Source organism: Mycolicibacter senuensis (assembly GCF_002101885.1).
Lineage (GTDB): Bacteria > Actinomycetota > Actinomycetes > Mycobacteriales > Mycobacteriaceae > Mycobacterium > Mycobacterium senuense.
Genome location: NZ_LQPS01000020.1, coordinates 37501 through 54999, shown reverse-complemented (window position 1 = coordinate 54999; position 17499 = coordinate 37501). Strand labels below are relative to the sequence as shown.

Here is a 17499-nt window from a genome sequence, read left to right as displayed (position 1 = left end):
GGGTGGCCCGGCGAGGGGGTGGCCCGGCGAGGGCCGCCCCGGCGACGGCCCGGCCAGGCGAAAGACGGCCCGGCGCGGGCAGCCCGGTCACAAAGGAGCGGCCTACGCCCGCAGCGACTCCACGATCGCGTCCACCGGTGATCGCCACGCCAGACCCAGATCAGCCAACGTGGCCGAGTCATCGGTCGGGGTCGCCGAGGTCAGCAGCCAGGCCGCTTCATAGCTCAGTGACTCCGGCAGCGGCAGCAACCTACTGGCCAGATCGCTGACCCGGCCGATGCCCTTGAAAATGCCGGGGGCGACCGGGATTCGGCGCACCGGCTTACCCAGGCCCCGCTCCACCGCGGCGATCATCTCGTCGAAGCCGACCATGACGCCACCGCACAGGTAGCGGTGCGGGCCCCGGCCGGGTCGCATCAGCGCCTCGTGCACCCGGCCGACATCGCGGACGTCGATCATCGCCATGCCGCCGCGCACCACGGGCGCCACCCGGTACTTCACGATCGGCGCCCAGCCCCGCTCGGTGACGCCCGGCGCCGTCCAGAACGCCGGACCGACCACGCTGGAGGGATAGGTGACTACGACCGGGTGCCCGTCGTCCTGCAGTCGCCGGGCCACCCGCTCGCCGTAGGCCTTGGTTCGGGCGTAGGCGCTGCGGCCGGGAACGGTCGGCGAGTCCGGGCCGATGACACCGTCGGGCGGCGGGAACAGTGCGCTGTAGCTGCTGACCGACACCACCGGGTCCAGCCGGGCTTCCACCGCGCGGGTCAGGATCGCCTCGGTCGCATAGGCGTTGATGTCCCACATCAACTTCTCTTGCCGGTCGTTGGTGCCGACCACTCCGGCGGCGTGCAGCACCGAGTCGCAGCCGTCCAGCAGCGCGGCCACCACTCCGTTGTCGCGGATGTCGCCGTCGAGCACCTCGAGCGTGCCCAACTCGCGAAGCCGGGGGATGACGGGCTCGTCACCGCAGCCCGGTGCGACCAACAGCCGCACCGAATGCCCGGCTTCCAGCATCGCCTTGACGGTGTGGGCGCCGACGTACCCGGTGCCGCCGGTGACCGCGATCTGCATCAGCGGTTCTTGAACTCGGGCTTGCGCTTCTCGGCGAAGGCGCGCGGCCCTTCCTTGGCGTCCTCGCTCAAGAACACCTTGATACCGATCTTGGTGTCGATCTGGAAGGCGTCGTTCTCGTGCATGCCCTCGGTCTCGTGGATAGTGCGCAGCATCGCCTGCACCGCCAGCGGACCGTTGTTGTTGATCTGTTCGGCGATCTCCAGCGCCTTGTCCAGCGCGGAACCGTCCGGCACCACATATCCGATCAGACCCATGTCCAGCGCTTCGGCGGCAGTGATGTGCCGGCCGGTGAACAACAGGTCACACGCCTTCGTGTAGGGAATCTGTCGCACCAGGCGCACGGCGGAGCCGCCCATCGGGTACAGGCTCCACTTGGCCTCGGAGATCCCGAACTTGGCGCTCTCGCCGGCGATGCGGATGTCGGTGCCCTGCAGGATCTCGGTGCCCCCGGCGATCGCGGGGCCCTCCACCGCGGCGATCAGCGGTTTGGTCAGCCGGCGGCCCTTGAGCAGCCCGTCGATGCGTGACGGGTCGTAGCTGCCGTCCTTGAACGAGTCGCCCGGTGCCTTCTTGTTGGCTGCTTTGAGGTCCATGCCCGCACAGAAATAGCCGCCCGCGCCGGTCAGGATGCATGAGCGGATGTCGTCGTCGTTGTCTACCCGGTCCCACGTCTCGACCATGATCGCCAGCATCTCGCCACTCAGAGCGTTGCGGGCCTCGGGCCGGTTGAGCGTGAGGATCAGCGTGTGTCCGCGCTGTTCAACCAGGGCGTGGGGCTGTTCTGACGACTCGCTCACCGGCGTCCGCCTTTCCGGGGTGGGGCCTCGACTTGAAAACGAAATGTAACACGTTCTAGTTTGTGTGTTGTGGCTCTCAACATTGCGGATCTCGCCGAACACGCCGTCGACGCCGTTCCGGATCGGGTTGCCCTGATCTGTGGCGATGAGCAGCTGACCTACGGGCAGCTGGAGGAGAAGGCCAACCGGCTGGCCCATTATCTGATCGCCCAGGGCGTCAAGAAGGACGACAAGGTCGGCCTGTACTGCCGCAACCGCAACGAGATCGTCGTCGCAATGCTCGGCATCATCAAAGCCGGCGCCATCCTGGTCAACGTCAACTTCCGCTACGTCGAGGGCGAGCTGCGCTACCTGTTCGACAACTCCGACATGGTCGCGCTGGTGCACGAGCGCCAGTACAGCGAGAGGGTGGCCCGGGTCCTGCCCGACACCCCGAACGTCAAGACCATCCTGGTCGTCGAGGACGGCAGCGACCTGGACTACGCCCGCTACGGCGGTGTGGAGTTCGAGGCCGCACTGGCTCAGGGCTCCCCGGAGCGTGACTTCGGCCCGCGCAGCGCTGACGACATCTACCTGCTCTACACCGGCGGCACCACCGGGTTCCCCAAGGGCGTGATGTGGCGCCACGAGGACATCTACCGGGTGCTGTTCGGCGGCACCGACTTCGCCACCGGTGAGCCGATCGCCGACGAGCACGACCTGGCCAAGCAGGCCGCCGCCAACCCGCCGATGGTCCGCCACCCGATTCCGCCGATGATCCACGGCGCCACCCAATCGGCGACCTGGATGTCGCTGTTCAGTGGTCAAACCGTGGTGCTGGCACCGGAGTTCGACGCCGATGCGGTGTGGCGCACCATCCATGACCACAAGGTGAATCTGCTGTTCTTCACCGGGGATGCAATGGCGCGTCCGCTGCTGGATGCGTTGCTGGCCAGCCAAGCCCCCGGCGGGGAAGGGGAGGCGTACGACCTGTCGTCGCTGTTCCTGCTGGCGTCCACCGCGGCACTGTTCAGCCCCAGCATCAAGGAGAAGCTGCTGGAGCTGTTGCCCAACCGGATCATCACCGACTCCATCGGGTCGAGCGAGACCGGGTTCGGCGGCACCAGCATCGTCGCCAAGGGCGAGGCGCACACCGGTGGGCCGCGGGTCACCATCGACAAGACCACCGTGGTGCTCGACGACGACGGCAACGAGGTCCAGCCCGGCTCTGGCGTCCGCGGCATCATCGCCAAGCGCGGCCACATCCCGGTCGGCTACTACAAGGATGAGAAGAAGACAGCCGAGACGTTCCGCACCATCAACGGCGTGCGCTACGCCATCCCCGGCGACTTCGCGCAGGTCGAGGCCGACGGCACCGTCACCATGCTGGGTCGCGGCTCGGTGTCGATCAACTCCGGCGGCGAGAAGATCTACCCCGAGGAGGTCGAGGCCGCGCTCAAGACCCATCCGGACGTGTTCGACGCCCTGGTGGTCGGCGTGCCCGACGCCCGTTACGGCCAGCATGTCGCCGCGGTGGTGCAGCCGCGCGGCGACGCCCGGCCCTCGCTGGAGGAGATCAACACCTGCGCGCGCACCGAGATCGCCGGCTACAAGGTGCCCCGCAGTCTGTGGTTCGTCGACGAGGTCAAGCGCTCCCCGGCGGGCAAGCCCGACTACCGGTGGGCCAAGGAGCAGACCGAAGCCCGTCCCGCAGACGAGGTGCACGCCAAGCACGTGGCGGCCGACAACTAGCTTCGGCGGGTTTTCTGGCGGTGAGCCGCCCCCGGCGGAGCCGTCCAAGTTAGTCTCTGTCGATGCAGCGACTTTCGGGCGTCGACGCCGCGTTCTGGTCCGCCGAGACGGCGGGCTGGCACATGCACATCGGAGGGTTGGCGATCCTGGATACCAGCCAGGCGCCGAATTACAGTTTTGAGCTGGTCCGCCAACTACTCATCGAGCGACTACCGCAACTGCCGCAGCTGCGCTGGCGGGTCAGCGGCGCGCCGCTGGGTCTGGACCGGCCGTGGTTCGTCGAAGACGACGAACTCGACATCGACTTCCATGTGCGGCGTATCGGTGTCCCCGCCCCGGGCGGGCGTCGCGAGGTCGAAGAGCTCGTGGGCCGGCTGATGTCCTACAAGCTGGACCGGTCCCGGCCGCTGTGGGAAGTGTGGGTGATCGAGGGGGTCAACGGCGGTCGGGTCGCGACGCTGACCAAGATGCATCACGCGATCGTCGACGGCGTCTCGGGGGCGGGACTCTCCGAGATCATGCTGGACGTCACGCCGGAACCGCGTCCACCGGAACCGGAGGCGATCGGATCGCTGTCCGGCGACAGCATGCCCAGCTTCGAGCGCCGTGCGTTCGGTGCGCTGGTCAACGTCGCGGTCATGACGCCGTTTCGCATCGGCCGGCTGCTGCAACAGACCGTCCGTCAGCAGATCGCCACGATCGGCCTCGGCGTGGCACGGAAACCGCCGCGCTACTTCGACGCTCCGGTGACCCGGTTCAATGCCAGCGTGTCGCCGCACCGGCGGATCACCGCCAGCCGGGTCGAGCTGGCCAGGGTCAAGGCGGTCAAGGACGCTTACGGCGTGAAACTCAACGATGTCGTGCTCGCCATGGTCGCCGGTGCCGTGCGGGAGTATCTGAGTGAGCGTGGGGAACTGCCGGACAAGCCGCTGGTCGCTCAGATCCCGGTGTCGACCCGCACGGACCAGACTCAGGGCGAGGTAGGCAACAAGGTCAGTTCGATGACGGTGTCGTTGGCCACCGATATCGAGGGCGCGGGCCAGCGGCTCAAGATGATTCACGAGAACACCCAGAGCGCCAAGCAGATGGCCAAAGCGCTGTCGGCGCACCAGATCATGGGCCTGACCGACACCACCCCGCCCGGACTGCTGCAGCTTGCCGCTCGCGCCTACACCGCGACCGGTCTGTCGAATCGGCTGGCCCCGATCAACCTCGTTATCTCGAACGTTCCCGGCCCGCCGTTCCCGCTCTACATGGCCGGCGCGGAAGTGGAATCGCTGGTGCCGCTGGGGCCGCCGGTCATGGATGTGGCGCTGAACATCACCTGCTTCTCCTACCGCGACCACCTCGACTTCGGGTTCGTGACCACGCCGGAAGTCGCCGAGGACATCCACAAGATGGCCGATGCCATCGAACCGGCGCTGGCGGATCTGGAGCGCGCCGCAGGTCGGAGTAAGCCCCGGGCCGGGAGGCGTTGAAGCGCTACCGGCCGGGTAGCGCCTGCACCAGGCGGATCATCGGGGTCAGCATCTTCTGCCACAGCGGACCCGAGATCCCCAGCGGCGGATCCAGATTCAGAACCCGGGCGGTGGAGACCGTCTGCGACTCGGTGTACTTCAAGATGCCGTCGGCGCCGTGGCGGCGGCCCACCCCGGACGCCTTCATCCCACCCATCGGCGCCGCGGTGCTGCCGAAAGCCAGTGCGTAGCCTTCGTCGACGTTGACGGTGCCGGACTTGATCCGGGCGGCGATCGCCTCACCTTGCGCCTTGGTCGCAGCCCACACGCTGGCGTTGAGCCCGTACTCGGTGTCGTTGGCACGCGCGATGGCCTCCTCGACGCTGTCGACCGGGTAGATCGACACGACCGGGCCGAACGTCTCGTTGCGCCCGCACTCCATCTCGTCGGTGACGTCGGTGAGCACGGTGGGTTCGAAGAACAGCGGCCCGAGATCCGGGCGAGCATTTCCGCCGGCGATAACCTTGGCGCCCTTGGCCTTTGCATCATCGACGTGGTTGGAGACGGTCTTGATCTGGTCCTCGGAGATCAGGCTGCCCATGTCGGCGGAGAAATCGTAGCCGCCGGAGAGCTTCATGGCACGCACCTGCTCGGCGAACTTGGCGGCGAACTCGTCGGCGATCTCGCGCTCGACATAGATCCGCTCGATCGAGATGCACAACTGGCCGGCGTTGGAGAAGCAGGCGCGAGTGGCGGCCTTGGCGACCTCGGACAGGTCGGCGCCCTTGGCGACGATCATCGGGTTCTTGCCGCCCAGTTCCGCGGAGAACCCGATCAGCCGGGCGCCGCACTGCTCGGCCAGTGACCGGCCGGTGGCGCTGGATCCGGTGAACATCAGGTAGTCGCACTGCTGCACGATCGCGGTGCCCACCACCGACCCCGGGCCGGGCACCACCGCGAACAGTTCACGCGGCAGACCGGCCTGGTACAGCAGTTCGGCGTTGGCCAGCGTGCAGTACGGGGTCTGGCTGTCTGGTTTGACCACTACGGCATTACCGGCCAGCAATGCGGGGATGGCATCCGAAATCGACAGTGTCATCGGGTAATTCCACGGTGAGATGACCCCGACGACGCCCTTGGGATGGTGGTTGACCACGGTCTTGACGATGCCGGGCAGCAGACCCTGCACCCGCTTGGAGGCCAGCAACTTGGCGGCCTGGCGCGCGTAGTACCGCGCGTTGAGCATGATGTCGACGATCTCCTCCTGGGCCGCCGAACGGGCCTTGCCGGTCTCGGCCTGGGCGACGTCCATCAAGAAGTCCCGGTTGGCGATCACCAGATCGCGGTAGCGCTCGATGATCGCGCAGCGCTCCTTGACGCTGCGGGCCGCCCACCGCTGCTGGGCGGCGCGGGCCTTGGCGAAGGCCGCCGTCACATCCTCGGCGGTGCCGACCGGGATGGTGGTCAGTGGTTTGCCGGTGAAGACCTCGTCGATGGTCTTCGACTGGCGGGCGTCAGCGTCATCGATGGCGACCAGCGCGCGCAGCCGGTCGAATTCTGCGGCGGACGGAGCGGACATGACTGTCTCCTACTCGCGGGTAACAAGTGGTTAGCCGCCAACCTACCCGGCGCAGCGGCCACCCGGTAGCGCGGCGGCATTGGCGCTGAGCCACTCGGTCATCTGGTCGAGCGCGGCCACCCCGGCATCGAAGCTGCCGTTGTTCGGTTCGGCGGCCATCGCCACCGCGACATCGCCGCGCGGGGTACCGACGATGCCGAACTGCCGCACCAGGTAGCCGCCGCCGGTGCCGGGGCCCCAGCCGCCCTTGGTCGGTGCGCCGATCTTCGCCAGACCCCAGCGCTGGTTGGGGACGGTGTTGCGCATCAGACCGACAACGGGTGCGGCAGCAGCCATGCACGGCAGGTGAGCGGCGAACACCGCTTGGCGGGCCAGCGGCCACTGCGTCTGGCCGAAGGCGCTGAATTCGGGCCGCAGCCGCCGGGATTCGACCGCGGTGCCGGTGTCACCGCCGGCCCGCAGCACGGCCTGCACCTGCTGGGCGGCCTGCGGCGCCGGCCCGAGCTCAGACCATAACTGTTCGGCGGCGTCGTTGTCGGAGGCGGTGACGGCCCTGGCCGCGAGGTCTTGCGCGTTCGGGCGGTTGGCATGGATCGCGGCGATCGCCAGCGGGACCTTGATGGTCGACCAGGCCACCCCGTTCTGCAAAGTGCCGAGCGTGCCGGCCCCGTTCTGGCCAACCGGGGCGTAGGCGATGCCGATGGTGGCCGGGATGGTGCCGGCCAGTCTGGCGAACGCGGGCTGCAGCGGATCGGCGGCGGCGGGGGCGGCCGGCGAAACAGGGGCGGCCAGGGCCACCAGGGCGGCCAGGACCGCGGCGAGTGCTCGACGGACAGCAGGCATTGCCTCAGTATTGCGCGGTGGGCGGTCGAAACCGTGGTGGCCGATGGGCGGGTCGGCGGCTAAACGCCACCCTTCGAGACCACCGACGTGGAAAGATTCGCGAAAAGCCGCACTCATTTCTATTTTGGATTATCGTCTCGGTATGAAAGCCCCCGCCCGCGCAGCGGCGATCGCCGCAGCCACTCTGACCGCCGCGGCGATCAGCGGCGCTGCCGCTGCCGTCGCCGAGTCGGAGATGCACTTCTTCGAGTCCCCCAGCGGAAACATCGCATGCTTGGCGGATTCGGACTGGGTCCGGTGCGACATCCGGGATCGGGACTGGTCGCCACCGGCCCGGCCGGCAGACTGTTCGACTCAGACCGGATACGGCCAGGGCATCAACCTGGAGGCCACTGGTAAGCCCGAATTCGTCTGCGCCGGCGACACCACCTTCGGTGGCGACGCGCGCACGCTGCAGTACGGGGACCGCGAGAAGATGCCCGGCTACAGCTGCGTCAGCGAGACCTCCGGTATCCGTTGCGAGAACCGCGACGGCCACGGGTTCGAGATCGCACGCGACTCCTACCGGCTCTTCTGAGCCTTATGCTCACCGCTGTGCAAGCACCGCCATGTCGGGTGCCAGCACATCGGTCAGCGCCGCCCACGGCACGGTGATCACCGGCAAACCGTGCCCGAACTGGTAGTCGGCGAAAATGACGTTCCAAGCCGTCGGCGGTGGGAATCCAGTTCGCGAGTCACCGTGTTCGCGCTGGACAAGGCGGTGTCGCGGACTGACAATCCTGCCAACGCCTTGATCGAGGAGCAGGTCGATGTACATCCGACGCAGCCTGGTCATGCTGCACACGGTCCGCGGCACGGTAGCGCTCTCGATCCTGCTGGGATTGTTCGTCACCGCGCTGCCGTTCGTGTCCAACGCGGCATTCGGTCCGCTGATGCAGTCGGTCGCAGTTGCGGGCATGGACGGAAATCTGGCCGACGTGTGGGGCTTGCAGGGGGCGTTGCTGAGCCGCGAAAGCGGTGGCGCCTCCGGTATTTTCGGTTGGCTGACAACACCGGTGACTTTCGCGACGCTGCTGGCAGTCTGGGCGGTTTCGCTGGTGCTCGCCCAAGCCCTGAGTTTCGCCAACGCCTGGGTCGGCGCACACGTCGAGCGGAAGCTGCTCAGCGCGATCCTCCAGCGCGTTCACGGCCATATTCAGTCGCTGTCACTGGATTTCTTCATAGGCGCGCGCAGTGGTGCGCTTATCCAGCGAGTACAGCAAGAGGCTCCGTGCGTTCAGCGGCTCTTGACCGAGTGTCTTGTCCCACCGGCAGTCGACGCCGTGGTGCTGCTGATCGCATTGAGCTATCTGCTGGCGCTGTCGTGGCAGATGACGATCGTGTCGCTGGTGCTGACCCCCTTGGCGCTGATGGCGCTTCGCTTCGCGGGGAAGGGGCTACAGGCCGCCACTCGACGGGCGATGATGGCAAACCGCGCCATGAGCAGCGAACTCGCGGAGACCACCAGTGGTATCGCCGAGATTCAGGTCTTCAACGCCCAACGGCGACGCAATGAGTTGTTCCGGGTCTCGTCGACGTCCGCAACGAGGAATATGGCCGCGATGAGGATCTGGATGCAGGCCGCGGCCAACGGGGTTCAGGTTTTCATCGCACTGAGCACCGTGCTGGTGTTGATCACCGGTATCGCGTTCAGCGGCCGCTTCGGCCTCACCTTCGCGGGCCTGGTGGTGTTCATCGCCTACGTGCCGACGATGTTCGCGGCGGTGCAGCGGATGGTGTTGGCGTACACGACGTACAAGTCGATCCTCCCGCACATCGCGTCCACGTACGAACTGCTCGACACCGAGGCGACCGTGCGGGAGCGACCGAATGCCACGCCGCTCGGTGAGGTCCGCGGCAACGTGGTATTCGACGACGTGACATTCAGTTACTCGCCGCACCAGAAGATACTCGACGGGCTGTCATTCTCGATCGCGGAGGGAGAAACGGTCGCGCTGGTCGGTCCGATCGGATCCGGCAAGTCGACCGTCTTCAATCTGTTGCTCCGGTTCCTGGATCCACAGGGCGGCCGGATCCTGTTGGACGGCCGCGATATCCGCGATGTGACGCTGCATTCGCTGCGTGAGCAGGTGTCCAAGCTTGCGCAGTTCCCGTTCTTCTTGAAAGACACCATCCGCGAAAATGTGCGGCTGGGCCGACAGGACGCCACCGACAGTGACATCGAAGCGGCATGCGAGCTGGCGCACGTTCATAGCGTGATCTGCGACCCGGCTAAGGTGCGAGACGGCTACGACACCGTCATCGATGTGGAGGTGCCGTCGGGAGGCCAGAAGCGATTGATCGCCTTCGCCCGGTGCCTGCTCCGCCGGCCCGAGGTGTTACTGCTCGACGAGCCGACCGAGAACCTGGATGCGGATCAGCGGGCGAGGGTGACCGCAGTGATCCGCGAATATGCCGGCGATCGAACCTGCCTGGTAGTCAGCCATGACATGGATTTCATTGCCTCGGTGGCCGATCGGATCATCGTCCTCAGCCAGGGGCGTGCGGTGGAGCAGGGCACCCATGACGAATTGCTCGCGATCGGCGGCCTGTACACGCGCCTGTACGCAGCGGACAACGCAGATCCCGCATTGCTCAGCGGTGACCGGTTGGCCGCGCCAACTCAACGGCCGGACAACGGGCTCCGCTGACCGGGGCGGGCGCGCGGCGGCGGCCGTCAGCGCGGCGGCAGCGGTGCCACCGTGTCGGGGGTGTCGTAGTGCCGGCTGTACCAGCCCATGTAGCCGTAGCCGGTACTGCTGTCGGAAAGGTAGTTACCGCTGCCCTGGGTGGCATCACGCACGTCTCCGACGCGCACCACCTGTGGGGAAGAGTAGCTCTGCACCGTAAGACCTCCGTGATCTGGTTCCGGTTTGCTACAAAAGTGTACGAGCTACCAATGATCAATTCCCGGAATCCGCCGAACCGGGACTAAAGTACTCTGACTCGGCAATCCGTTGTGTCGGGTCGGCCGCATAGTGCAGGTGGCGCAGCCAGACCTCGATCTGCATCGCGGTGTAGAACTGGGTCACCGCACCGATGCGGCCGGCTGAGCGCAGCGCGCGGTCCCAGGCGTCGGCGTCGACATAGCCGCGCTGCACGATCTGCGGATTCGCGCCGAGGTACTCGCGCCAGCGGGGATGGCGCTCAAAGCCGTGCAATATCGCCTCGTCGGCGATCGACTTCGATCGCCGGCGAAGTACGGTCTCGCTGACCAGCCTGGCGAACGCGTACCGTTGCACGGCACGGTCTATCCGAGGATCTGCGGCGATGTCCCACGGGGTGGTCATTGCCACGTCGACCAACGACGGCGCCAACAGCGGATGACGCAGTTCGACGCCTTCCGGGGCGAACAGTCGGCGGGATCTGGCGAACTCGACGCAGCGCAGGACGTTCTCCACGACGGCCTGGCCGTGCACCGACCGCGCACGGACGGTCGTGGTGACCTGTGCCCGGTGCTGCAGGCGGTGACGCTCGATGTAGGCCTGGCGTAACCACGGTGCCGATGCGGCGATGGGCCGGGGTGGTTCCAGCGTGAGCGTCCGGCCGCTTCGCCATCGCCGCAGCCCGTCGATCGCCGCACGCCGTACCCAGAACGCGGCGGAACGCCCCAGTTCGGACTGGGCGCCCCATCTCAGCGACTCGCGCTGTAGTTGCGCCCATCGTCCCGTGCGCAACAGGTCGGCCAAGTACCAGGGAAGCAGGCCCGCGAAGAACACGGCGTCCCCGCCCTCGCCGGTGAGAATCGTCGTCGCCCCCAGTCCCCTCGCAAGAGCTTCCTCGGCAGCGTTGGGCGCCCAATTGAGAATCCGGCGTGTCGGTGCCGGCAGGAAGGTGCCCAGTTCCGGCCCCACCGTGAAGGGCCCGTGCTCGGTGGCGTCGATCGGATGCCACGGTGCCGGCGTCGATCGAAGGGCAGCCCGGATCCAAGACGACTCGTCGCTGCCCGGGGAGCCGGGATGGACGAAGCTGAGCGCATGTATCGGAGCGATGCCGGTAGCCACCGCCAAGACGGTCGAGGTGTCCAGCCCGCCCGACAACTCGACGGCGTCCGTACCATCAGACGACAACGCCCCCGCGACAGCATGTTTGACGGTCGCGCGCAGTAGTTCCTGGTGCTCGTCGAAGGTTCCGGGACGCGGTTCAGCGAGGGGACGCCAACCACCCCGTACCCGCAGGCGGCCCGCCCGGCAGCTGGCGAACTCGCCGGGTTGCAACCGGCTTATGCCGCGATACGGCGTTCGGGGCCCCAGATGCAAGCCGGTACTGAACATATCGGCCAGGTAGTCCTCGTCGGGTTCATGCCAGGCACCGGTCTGGCGAACCAGGGCGCCGAGGTCGGTCGACACCACGGTGCCGTCCGCCCCGCCGGCGAAGTACAGCGGGCGCAGGCCCATGCGATCCCCGAACAGGACGGCATCGGGGCCGTCCACCACCACTGCGGCGTACTCGCCGACCATACGTTCGGCCGCGTCGGCAGGCCACCGCCGCAACCCGGCCACCACGATCTGCGCCAAGGGCGCCGACGTCGCCAGGTCCAGCTCCCGTCGGAGCGATGCCGGGCTCGCGAGGAAGCCATGGAACCACACCGCGGATTCGCCGACCCGCTGAAATCCAGGCCACCCGTGGACACGTGCCGGTGTCTCGGTGGGCAGCGCTACCAGGAATCCATCCAGTGATGGCCGGGCCGGTTGCATCACGCCTGCTGGATCACGGTGAAGCGCCGCAGGTCACCCTCATTCAGGGCGGTCCCGTTCAACTCCACCCAGGCATGAGCCTCGAACGGGTAGAGCGCCACGCCCATCACGTGCCGAGCCGGCCAACCGGCGGTTCGCAGAAAGCGGGTCAGGGCGAGCGAGCGCGGCAAACAATCCAGCGGAGCCTGGCGGGCCGGGTAGAGGCTCTCGGCGGTTCGGAAGCGCCTCATCAAGAGTTCTACGGCGGTGCGTGGCGCAGCGGTGTCGGCCGTCGGCCCTACCCGATTTGCGTAGGCCGTTGCAAAGTCCCTTCGCAGATCACGTTCTGCGGCAACACGTTCCCATAACGCGCGCAGAATGGTCGGGGTGCGCCGCGGTGACCGCTCGACGGATGGCGGCGTCGTCACCTGATCGGTGACGAGGCGACCCGCGGCCAGCTGGGCCGTGCCGAAGTCGGCGAAGTCGGCTTCCAGCGTGGCAGGCGCGACGCCGTACTCTTCGGCGAGGCCGGTGATGTTGCGCTCGTCGGGTAACCGCGTCAGTTGTGCCCACATGGCCGCACCGACCTCGTTGATCACGTCGTAGACGCCCGCGGACAGATCCAGTACCACCAGCTGTCCGGCCACCTCGGCGCAGCGCAGGTTCGGCGCGCAGAACAGCTGCGGCGGGCGTGTGGGCGCCGGATGGGTCACGATGTTTGCGTCCGGTGGGGTGTCGAGGCGACGCCGTGGTCGGCAGGAGGTTGCCGATGTCGTTCGTGGCCGGGTGGATGGTCAGCGGCAGTCCGAAAGAGCCCGATGGTGCGTTAACTCGAATAGATTTCCGGAATAGTAACGGTAAGCCCATTTTCCGGCAAGGCATCGACCGGCTGCCGAAGTGGCCGCTGCTCTCAGGGCCGCTCGATCCGGAACACCGGATCGGCACACTCCAGACTCTCGGCAGACAGCATCCGTTTGAGCACCTTGAATGTCTCGGTGCGCGGTAGCGCGGCGGCCACCCGGACATACGACGGCCACTGTTTGGGCCCCAGGTCGGGCTGCTCGGCCAAAAAAGCCCGGAACTCATCCACGTCGAACGGCGCCCCCGGAGTGAGCACCAGCGCCGCCATCACCTGATCACCCACCGTGGGGTCAGGTATCGGGTAGACCGCCACCTCGACCACCTCGTTGTACCGCAGCAGGATCCGCTCGATCGGCGCGGTGCCGAGGTTCTCGCCGTCCACCCGCATCCAATCCCCGAGCCGGCCGGCGAAGTAGGCGTAACCGGCGTCGTCGCGGTAAGCCAGATCACCGGTGTGGTAGATCCCGCCCGCCATCCGCTGCGCTTCGGCCTCGGGATCCTTGTAGTAGCCCCGGAACTGGCCGCGCCCGTGCAAGTTCACCAGTTCGCCGACCACGCCCGGCGGGCATTCTTCGCCGGTGTCGACGTCGATGATGGTGTTCCCACCGGTCAAAGGCCCCAGGGCACCGATCGGTGTGTCCGGAGTTCGGCCTATCGCCACCCCGCCCTCGGTGGAGCCGAAACCGTCGATGACGGTGCAGTCGAACCGCTCGGCGAACCGCTCCAGATCCCGCGGCGCTCCCTCGTTGCCGTACAGGATCCGCAGCGGGTTGTCGGCGTCGTCGGGCCGTTGCGGAGTGGCCAGCACATATGACAGCGGTTTGCCGACGTAGTTGGCATAGGTGGCACCGAAGCGGCGGATATCGGGAATGAAGCCGGATGCCGAGAATCTGCGCCGCAACGCGATCGAGGCGCCGGCGGCCACGGCCACCGACCAGCCCGCCATCACCGCGTTGGAGTGGAACAGCGGCATCGCCAGGTAACAGACGTCAGTAGATGTCAGACCGAACCGCTGCGCGAGCATGAGCCCGGGGGCCGCCGCCTTCTCATGCGTGCAGCGCACCGCCTTCGGATCACCGCTGGTGCCCGAGGTGAAGATCAGCATGAACAGGTCATCGGGTTCGGCGGCACGGAACGTTACCGGCGCATCGTCAAAGCCGGCCGCTTCGGCAGCCCACGAGGGGGACTCGACGTCGATCGCGCCCGGAACAGCGGCGTCGGTGCTGTTGTCGGTCAGCACCAGTTGACAGTCGGCGTGGGCCACGTCGCGCTGCAGGGCTGTTCCCCGTCGGGTGGGGTTGAGCCCCACCGGCACCAGGCCGGTCAGTGCGGCCGCCACCAACAGTGTGGAGAAGAACGGGGTATTGCCCAGCAGGACACCGACGTGCGGCGGCTTGTCCGGGTCGAGCCGCGCGTGCAGTGCGGCGCCCAACCGGGCGCCGGCCGCGATGTGGTTGCGCCAGCTGACGAAATCGTCCTGGTGGTAGACGCCGCGGTCGTCGACCTCGGCCAGCGCGGCCAGCAATCCGGTGACGGTGGGCTTTTCGTCGATTGGAGCCGGTGCTGACATGCTGGTCACATTAGTGCTGCAATAGTGCGGTGACTGAATTCGACGCCTTCGCCGACATCGAGGCAATCAAGCAGGTCAAGTACCGCTACCTGCGAGCGCTGGACACCAAGCACTGGGACGACTTCGCCGCCACGCTGGCCGAGGACGTTACCGCTGACTACGGCAAGTCGATGGGCAGCGACCACACCTTCTCCGACCGCGACTCGCTGGTGGAGTTCATGCGGACCTCGCTGCCGGGAAACCTGATCAGCGAGCACCGGGTCAACCACCCCGAGATCACCCTCAGCGCCGCGGACAGTGCTACCGGCATCTGGTACCTGCAGGATCGGGTGATCATGCCCGACTTCAACCTGATGCTGATCGGCGCTGCGTTCTATCACGACACCTACCGCCGCACCGCCGACGGCTGGAAGATCAGCGCCACCGGCTACCAGCGCACCTACGACGCCACCATGCCGTTGTCGGACATTCCCGGGTTCAAGGTGACGTTCGGCGACGCGCTGCACCGCTGACCTAGACCGGGGTGTCGGCCAGCTCGCGGCCGATCGCCAACAGCTGGCCGGTGGCGCCGCCGAGGGCGAACTCGGCCTGCTTGGCGGCTAGGAAGTAGCGGTGAATCGGGTGGTCGATGTCGATGCCGACCCCGCCGTGGATGTGGACGATGCTGTGCGCCACCCGATGTCCGGCATCGGCCGCCCAGAACGCGGCCGTGGCGACCTCGCTGGTCGCCGGCAGCTCCTCGCCGACACGCCAGGCCGCTTGGGTCAGCGTGAGACGCAGCCCCTTGACGTCGATGTAGCCGTCGGCCAGCCGCTGGGACACGGCCTGGAAGCTGCCGATCGGCTTGTCGAACTGTTCGCGTTCGCGGGCGTATTCGGCGGTCAGGGCCAGCCCGCGCTCCAGCACCCCCAACTGGTAGGCGCTATGGCCCAGTGCCGTCAGGGTGCGCAGGTGGTCGAGCACCTCGGCGTCGCCGACGACACGGCCGGACTCCAGCTCGGTTCCCGACAGCTCGAGGTGCCCGACGCTGCCCAGGCCGGTGGTCGCCAGCGGAGTAACCGTCACGCCGGGATCGGTGGCGCTCACCAGGAAAACTCGTGTGCCGGAATCGCTTTCGGTCGGGACCAGAAAGGCGTCGGCCACCGGGGCGAAGAATACCTGGGTGCGGGTACCGGTGAGCCGGTAGCCGGAATCGGTCGCCGCTGCCCGGACCGGGCCCTCGCCCATGTCGCCGTCGAGTGCGGCGGCGAGGATCTTCTCGCCGGCCACCGCCGGTGCGCCCCAGGCCTGCTGCAACTCCGCGGAGCCGAACTTGGCCAGCGCCCCGGCGCCCAGCACCACCGACTCCAGGTACGGCACCGCGGCCAATTGCCGGCCCAGGGCGGTCAGGATGGCCGCCTGCTCCAGCACGCCGAACCCGCCGCCGCCGAGCGACTCACCCGCCGCGCTGGACACCACGTCGGCCTCGACGAGCTTGCGCCATAGCCCGGTGTCGAAGCGCTGCTCCAACCCATCCAGCTCGCGCTGGTGCTCCGGGGTGCACACCGCGTCGACGATGGTGCCGACCAAACCCGAGAGGTCCTGTGCTGCTTCGGTTGTGGAGAAGTCCATAATGAATCCTTTACCGGTTGCGGGGCAGGCCCAGGGCGACCATGCCGATGATGTCGCGCTGCACCTCGTTGGTGCCGCCGCCGAAGGTCAGGATCAGACACGCCCGGTGCATGCGCTCCACCCGGCCGCGCAGCAGCGCACCGGGGGAGTCCTGGCGCACGGTGGCGGCGGTGCCGAGTACCTCCATGAGCAGCCGGTAGGCCTCGGTCGCCAGTTCGGTGCCGAACACCTTGGCCGCCGAGGCGTCCGCCGGGGACGGCGCCGAGTCGGTCGCGGAAGCTAGCTCCCAGTTGATCAGCTTGAGCACCTCGGCCTTGGCGTGCACCCGGGCCAGGTTGAGCTGCACCCATTCCGAATCGATGATCCGGCCACCGCCCGAGTTCTTGGTGTTCTGGGCCCACTCGCGCACCTCACCGAGTGCCACGAAGATCGGCTGCGCCGACACCAGTGCGACCCGCTCGTGGTTGAGCTGGTTGGTCACCAGCTTCCAGCCCGCGTGCTCCTCGCCGACCAGGCTGGACACCGGCACCCGCACGTCTTGATAGTAGGTCGCGCTGGTGTCCGGGCCGGCCATGGTGTGCACCGGAGTCCAGGAGAAGCCCTCCGCAGTGGTGGGAACGATCAGCATGGAAATCCCGCGGTGCTTCTTGGCCTCCGGGTTCGTCCGCGCCGCCAGCCACACGTAGTCGGCGTAGGCGATCAGCGACGTCCACATCTTCTGGCCGTTGATCACATAGTCGTCGCCGTCGCGGACCGCAGTGGTGCGCAGCGACGCCAGGTCGGTCCCGGCGCCCGGCTCGGAGTACCCGATCGCGAAGTGCAACTCGCCGGCGGCGATCTTGGGCAGGAAGAACTTTTTCTGCTCCTCGGTGCCGAAGGCCATGATCGTCGGGGCGACGCTGTTGATCGTCAGGAACGGCACCGGGGCACCGGCGATCGCGGCCTCGTCGGTGAAGATCAGCTGATCCATCGCCGAGCGGGCCTGGCCGCCGTACTCCTTGGGCCAGCTCAGTGTCAGCCAGCCGTCGTGACCCATCTGGGCGACCGTCTCGCGGTAGACGTTTCCGGTCCCGTACTCGCCCTGCGTCGAACTCAGCGCCTCCCGACGCTCCGGGGTCATCAGCGTCGTGAAATACGAGCGCAGTTCGCGACGCAGCTCTTCCTGCTCAGCGGTGTAACTGATCTGCATCGGGTCGTCCTTCGCTGGTGATCGGGCTCACGATAAAATTGTCGTCGACAGCCCGTTGTAACACGTTCT

15 protein-coding genes and 1 pseudogene are annotated in these 17499 nt (G+C 67.2%); 5 read left to right on the top strand and 11 right to left on the bottom strand.

Going from position 1 to position 17499, the window contains the following annotated elements:
* Positions 1–102: 102 nt before the first annotated feature.
* Together AWC24_RS04020 and AWC24_RS04015 are read right to left on the bottom strand one after the other, a co-directional pair.
* Positions 103–1074, bottom strand: coding sequence for an NAD-dependent epimerase/dehydratase family protein (locus tag AWC24_RS04020; protein ID WP_085082283.1), 972 nt, complete (start codon positions 1072–1074; stop codon positions 103–105).
* Positions 1074–1874 (bottom strand): crotonase/enoyl-CoA hydratase family protein, encoded by an 801-nt coding sequence (locus tag AWC24_RS04015; protein WP_085082281.1) that lies wholly within the window; start codon positions 1872–1874, stop codon positions 1074–1076. Before AWC24_RS04015 ends, AWC24_RS04020 begins: the two co-directional genes overlap by 1 nt.
* Before the next feature lie 69 nt (positions 1875–1943).
* On the opposite strand from AWC24_RS04015, the gene fadD19 reads away from it, so the two are divergent.
* A complete protein-coding gene (gene fadD19, locus AWC24_RS04010; protein ID WP_085082280.1) occupies positions 1944–3605 on the top strand; it encodes a medium/long-chain-fatty-acid--CoA/3-oxocholest-4-en-26-oate--CoA ligase in 1662 nt (553 codons plus the stop codon).
* 62 nt (positions 3606–3667) lie between these two features.
* The gene (locus tag AWC24_RS04005; protein ID WP_085082279.1) at positions 3668–5083 is read left to right on the top strand and encodes a WS/DGAT/MGAT family O-acyltransferase; all 1416 of its coding nucleotides are present in this window, start codon (positions 3668–3670) and stop codon (positions 5081–5083) included.
* A 4-nt stretch (positions 5084–5087) separates the two neighbouring features.
* Here AWC24_RS04005 and AWC24_RS04000 read toward each other — a convergent pair whose 3' ends face one another.
* Entirely contained in the window at positions 5088–6641 is a 1554-nt protein-coding gene (locus AWC24_RS04000) for a succinic semialdehyde dehydrogenase (protein WP_085082278.1), read from the bottom strand.
* Positions 6642–6683: 42 nt separating this feature from the next.
* Entirely contained in the window at positions 6684–7484 is an 801-nt protein-coding gene (locus AWC24_RS03995) for a hypothetical protein (protein ID WP_234807248.1), read from the bottom strand.
* A 142-nt stretch (positions 7485–7626) separates the two neighbouring features.
* On the opposite strand from AWC24_RS03995, the gene AWC24_RS03990 reads away from it, so the two are divergent.
* Positions 7627–8061, top strand: coding sequence for a DUF6636 domain-containing protein (locus AWC24_RS03990; protein WP_085082277.1), 435 nt, complete (start codon positions 7627–7629; stop codon positions 8059–8061).
* A 9-nt stretch (positions 8062–8070) separates the two neighbouring features.
* On the opposite strand, the pseudogene AWC24_RS22080 reads toward AWC24_RS03990, so the two are convergent.
* Positions 8071–8215: pseudogene (locus AWC24_RS22080) on the bottom strand (DUF3298 domain-containing protein); the annotation flags it as partial.
* A 78-nt stretch (positions 8216–8293) separates the two neighbouring features.
* On the opposite strand from AWC24_RS22080, the gene AWC24_RS03985 reads away from it, so the two are divergent.
* Entirely contained in the window at positions 8294–10174 is a 1881-nt protein-coding gene (locus AWC24_RS03985; RefSeq protein ID WP_085082276.1) for an ABC transporter ATP-binding protein, read from the top strand.
* A 26-nt stretch (positions 10175–10200) separates the two neighbouring features.
* On the opposite strand, the gene AWC24_RS21500 is transcribed toward AWC24_RS03985, so the two are convergent.
* The 4 genes from AWC24_RS21500 to fadD17 all read right to left on the bottom strand — a co-directional run bounded on the left by AWC24_RS21500 (position 10201) and on the right by fadD17 (position 14630).
* Positions 10201–10368, bottom strand: coding sequence for a lasso RiPP family leader peptide-containing protein (locus tag AWC24_RS21500; RefSeq protein ID WP_109559461.1), 168 nt, complete (start codon positions 10366–10368; stop codon positions 10201–10203).
* A 58-nt stretch (positions 10369–10426) separates the two neighbouring features.
* Positions 10427–12220, bottom strand: a complete 1794-nt coding sequence (locus tag AWC24_RS03980) for an asparagine synthase-related protein (RefSeq protein ID WP_085082275.1) — start codon at positions 12218–12220, stop codon at positions 10427–10429.
* Positions 12220–12912: a lasso peptide biosynthesis B2 protein gene (locus AWC24_RS03975; RefSeq protein ID WP_085082274.1), complete on the bottom strand. Its 693-nt coding sequence runs from the start codon at positions 12910–12912 to the stop codon at positions 12220–12222. Before AWC24_RS03975 ends, AWC24_RS03980 begins: the two co-directional genes overlap by 1 nt.
* A 197-nt stretch (positions 12913–13109) precedes the next feature.
* On the bottom strand, positions 13110–14630 hold the full coding sequence (gene fadD17 / locus AWC24_RS03970) for a long-chain-fatty-acid--CoA ligase FadD17 (RefSeq protein ID WP_085082382.1): 1521 nt from the start codon (positions 14628–14630) through the stop codon (positions 13110–13112).
* Between the two features lie 29 nt (positions 14631–14659).
* On the opposite strand from fadD17, the gene AWC24_RS03965 reads away from it, so the two are divergent.
* Positions 14660–15142, top strand: a complete 483-nt coding sequence (locus AWC24_RS03965; protein ID WP_085082273.1) for a nuclear transport factor 2 family protein — start codon at positions 14660–14662, stop codon at positions 15140–15142.
* Between the two features lies 1 nt (position 15143).
* Here AWC24_RS03965 and AWC24_RS03960 read toward each other — a convergent pair whose 3' ends face one another.
* Together AWC24_RS03960 and AWC24_RS03955 are read right to left on the bottom strand one after the other, a co-directional pair.
* Entirely contained in the window at positions 15144–16241 is a 1098-nt protein-coding gene (locus AWC24_RS03960; RefSeq protein ID WP_085082272.1) for an acyl-CoA dehydrogenase family protein, read from the bottom strand.
* A 10-nt stretch (positions 16242–16251) separates the two neighbouring features.
* Positions 16252–17430 (bottom strand): acyl-CoA dehydrogenase family protein, encoded by a 1179-nt coding sequence (locus AWC24_RS03955; protein WP_085082271.1) that lies wholly within the window; start codon positions 17428–17430, stop codon positions 16252–16254.
* Between the last annotated feature and the right edge of the window lie 69 nt (positions 17431–17499).

What these genes read in the sequence shown, in the direction of transcription:
- AWC24_RS03995 (WP_234807248.1), bottom strand. Translation starts at nt 7,484, where the DNA reads ATGCCTGCTGTCCGTCGAGCACTCGCCGCGGTCCTGGCCGCCCTGGTG.
- AWC24_RS04005 (WP_085082279.1), top strand. Translation starts at nt 3,668, where the DNA reads ATGCAGCGACTTTCGGGCGTCGACGCCGCGTTCTGGTCCGCCGAGACG.
- AWC24_RS03985 (WP_085082276.1), top strand. Translation starts at nt 8,294, where the DNA reads ATGTACATCCGACGCAGCCTGGTCATGCTGCACACGGTCCGCGGCACG.
- AWC24_RS04000 (WP_085082278.1), bottom strand. Translation starts at nt 6,641, where the DNA reads ATGTCCGCTCCGTCCGCCGCAGAATTCGACCGGCTGCGCGCGCTGGTC.
- fadD17 (WP_085082382.1), bottom strand. Translation starts at nt 14,630, where the DNA reads ATGTCAGCACCGGCTCCAATCGACGAAAAGCCCACCGTCACCGGATTG.
- AWC24_RS04020 (WP_085082283.1), bottom strand. Translation starts at nt 1,074, where the DNA reads ATGCAGATCGCGGTCACCGGCGGCACCGGGTACGTCGGCGCCCACACC.
- AWC24_RS03990 (WP_085082277.1), top strand. Translation starts at nt 7,627, where the DNA reads ATGAAAGCCCCCGCCCGCGCAGCGGCGATCGCCGCAGCCACTCTGACC.
- AWC24_RS03955 (WP_085082271.1), bottom strand. Translation starts at nt 17,430, where the DNA reads ATGCAGATCAGTTACACCGCTGAGCAGGAAGAGCTGCGTCGCGAACTG.
- AWC24_RS03980 (WP_085082275.1), bottom strand. Translation starts at nt 12,220, where the DNA reads ATGCAACCGGCCCGGCCATCACTGGATGGATTCCTGGTAGCGCTGCCC.
- AWC24_RS03960 (WP_085082272.1), bottom strand. Translation starts at nt 16,241, where the DNA reads ATGGACTTCTCCACAACCGAAGCAGCACAGGACCTCTCGGGTTTGGTC.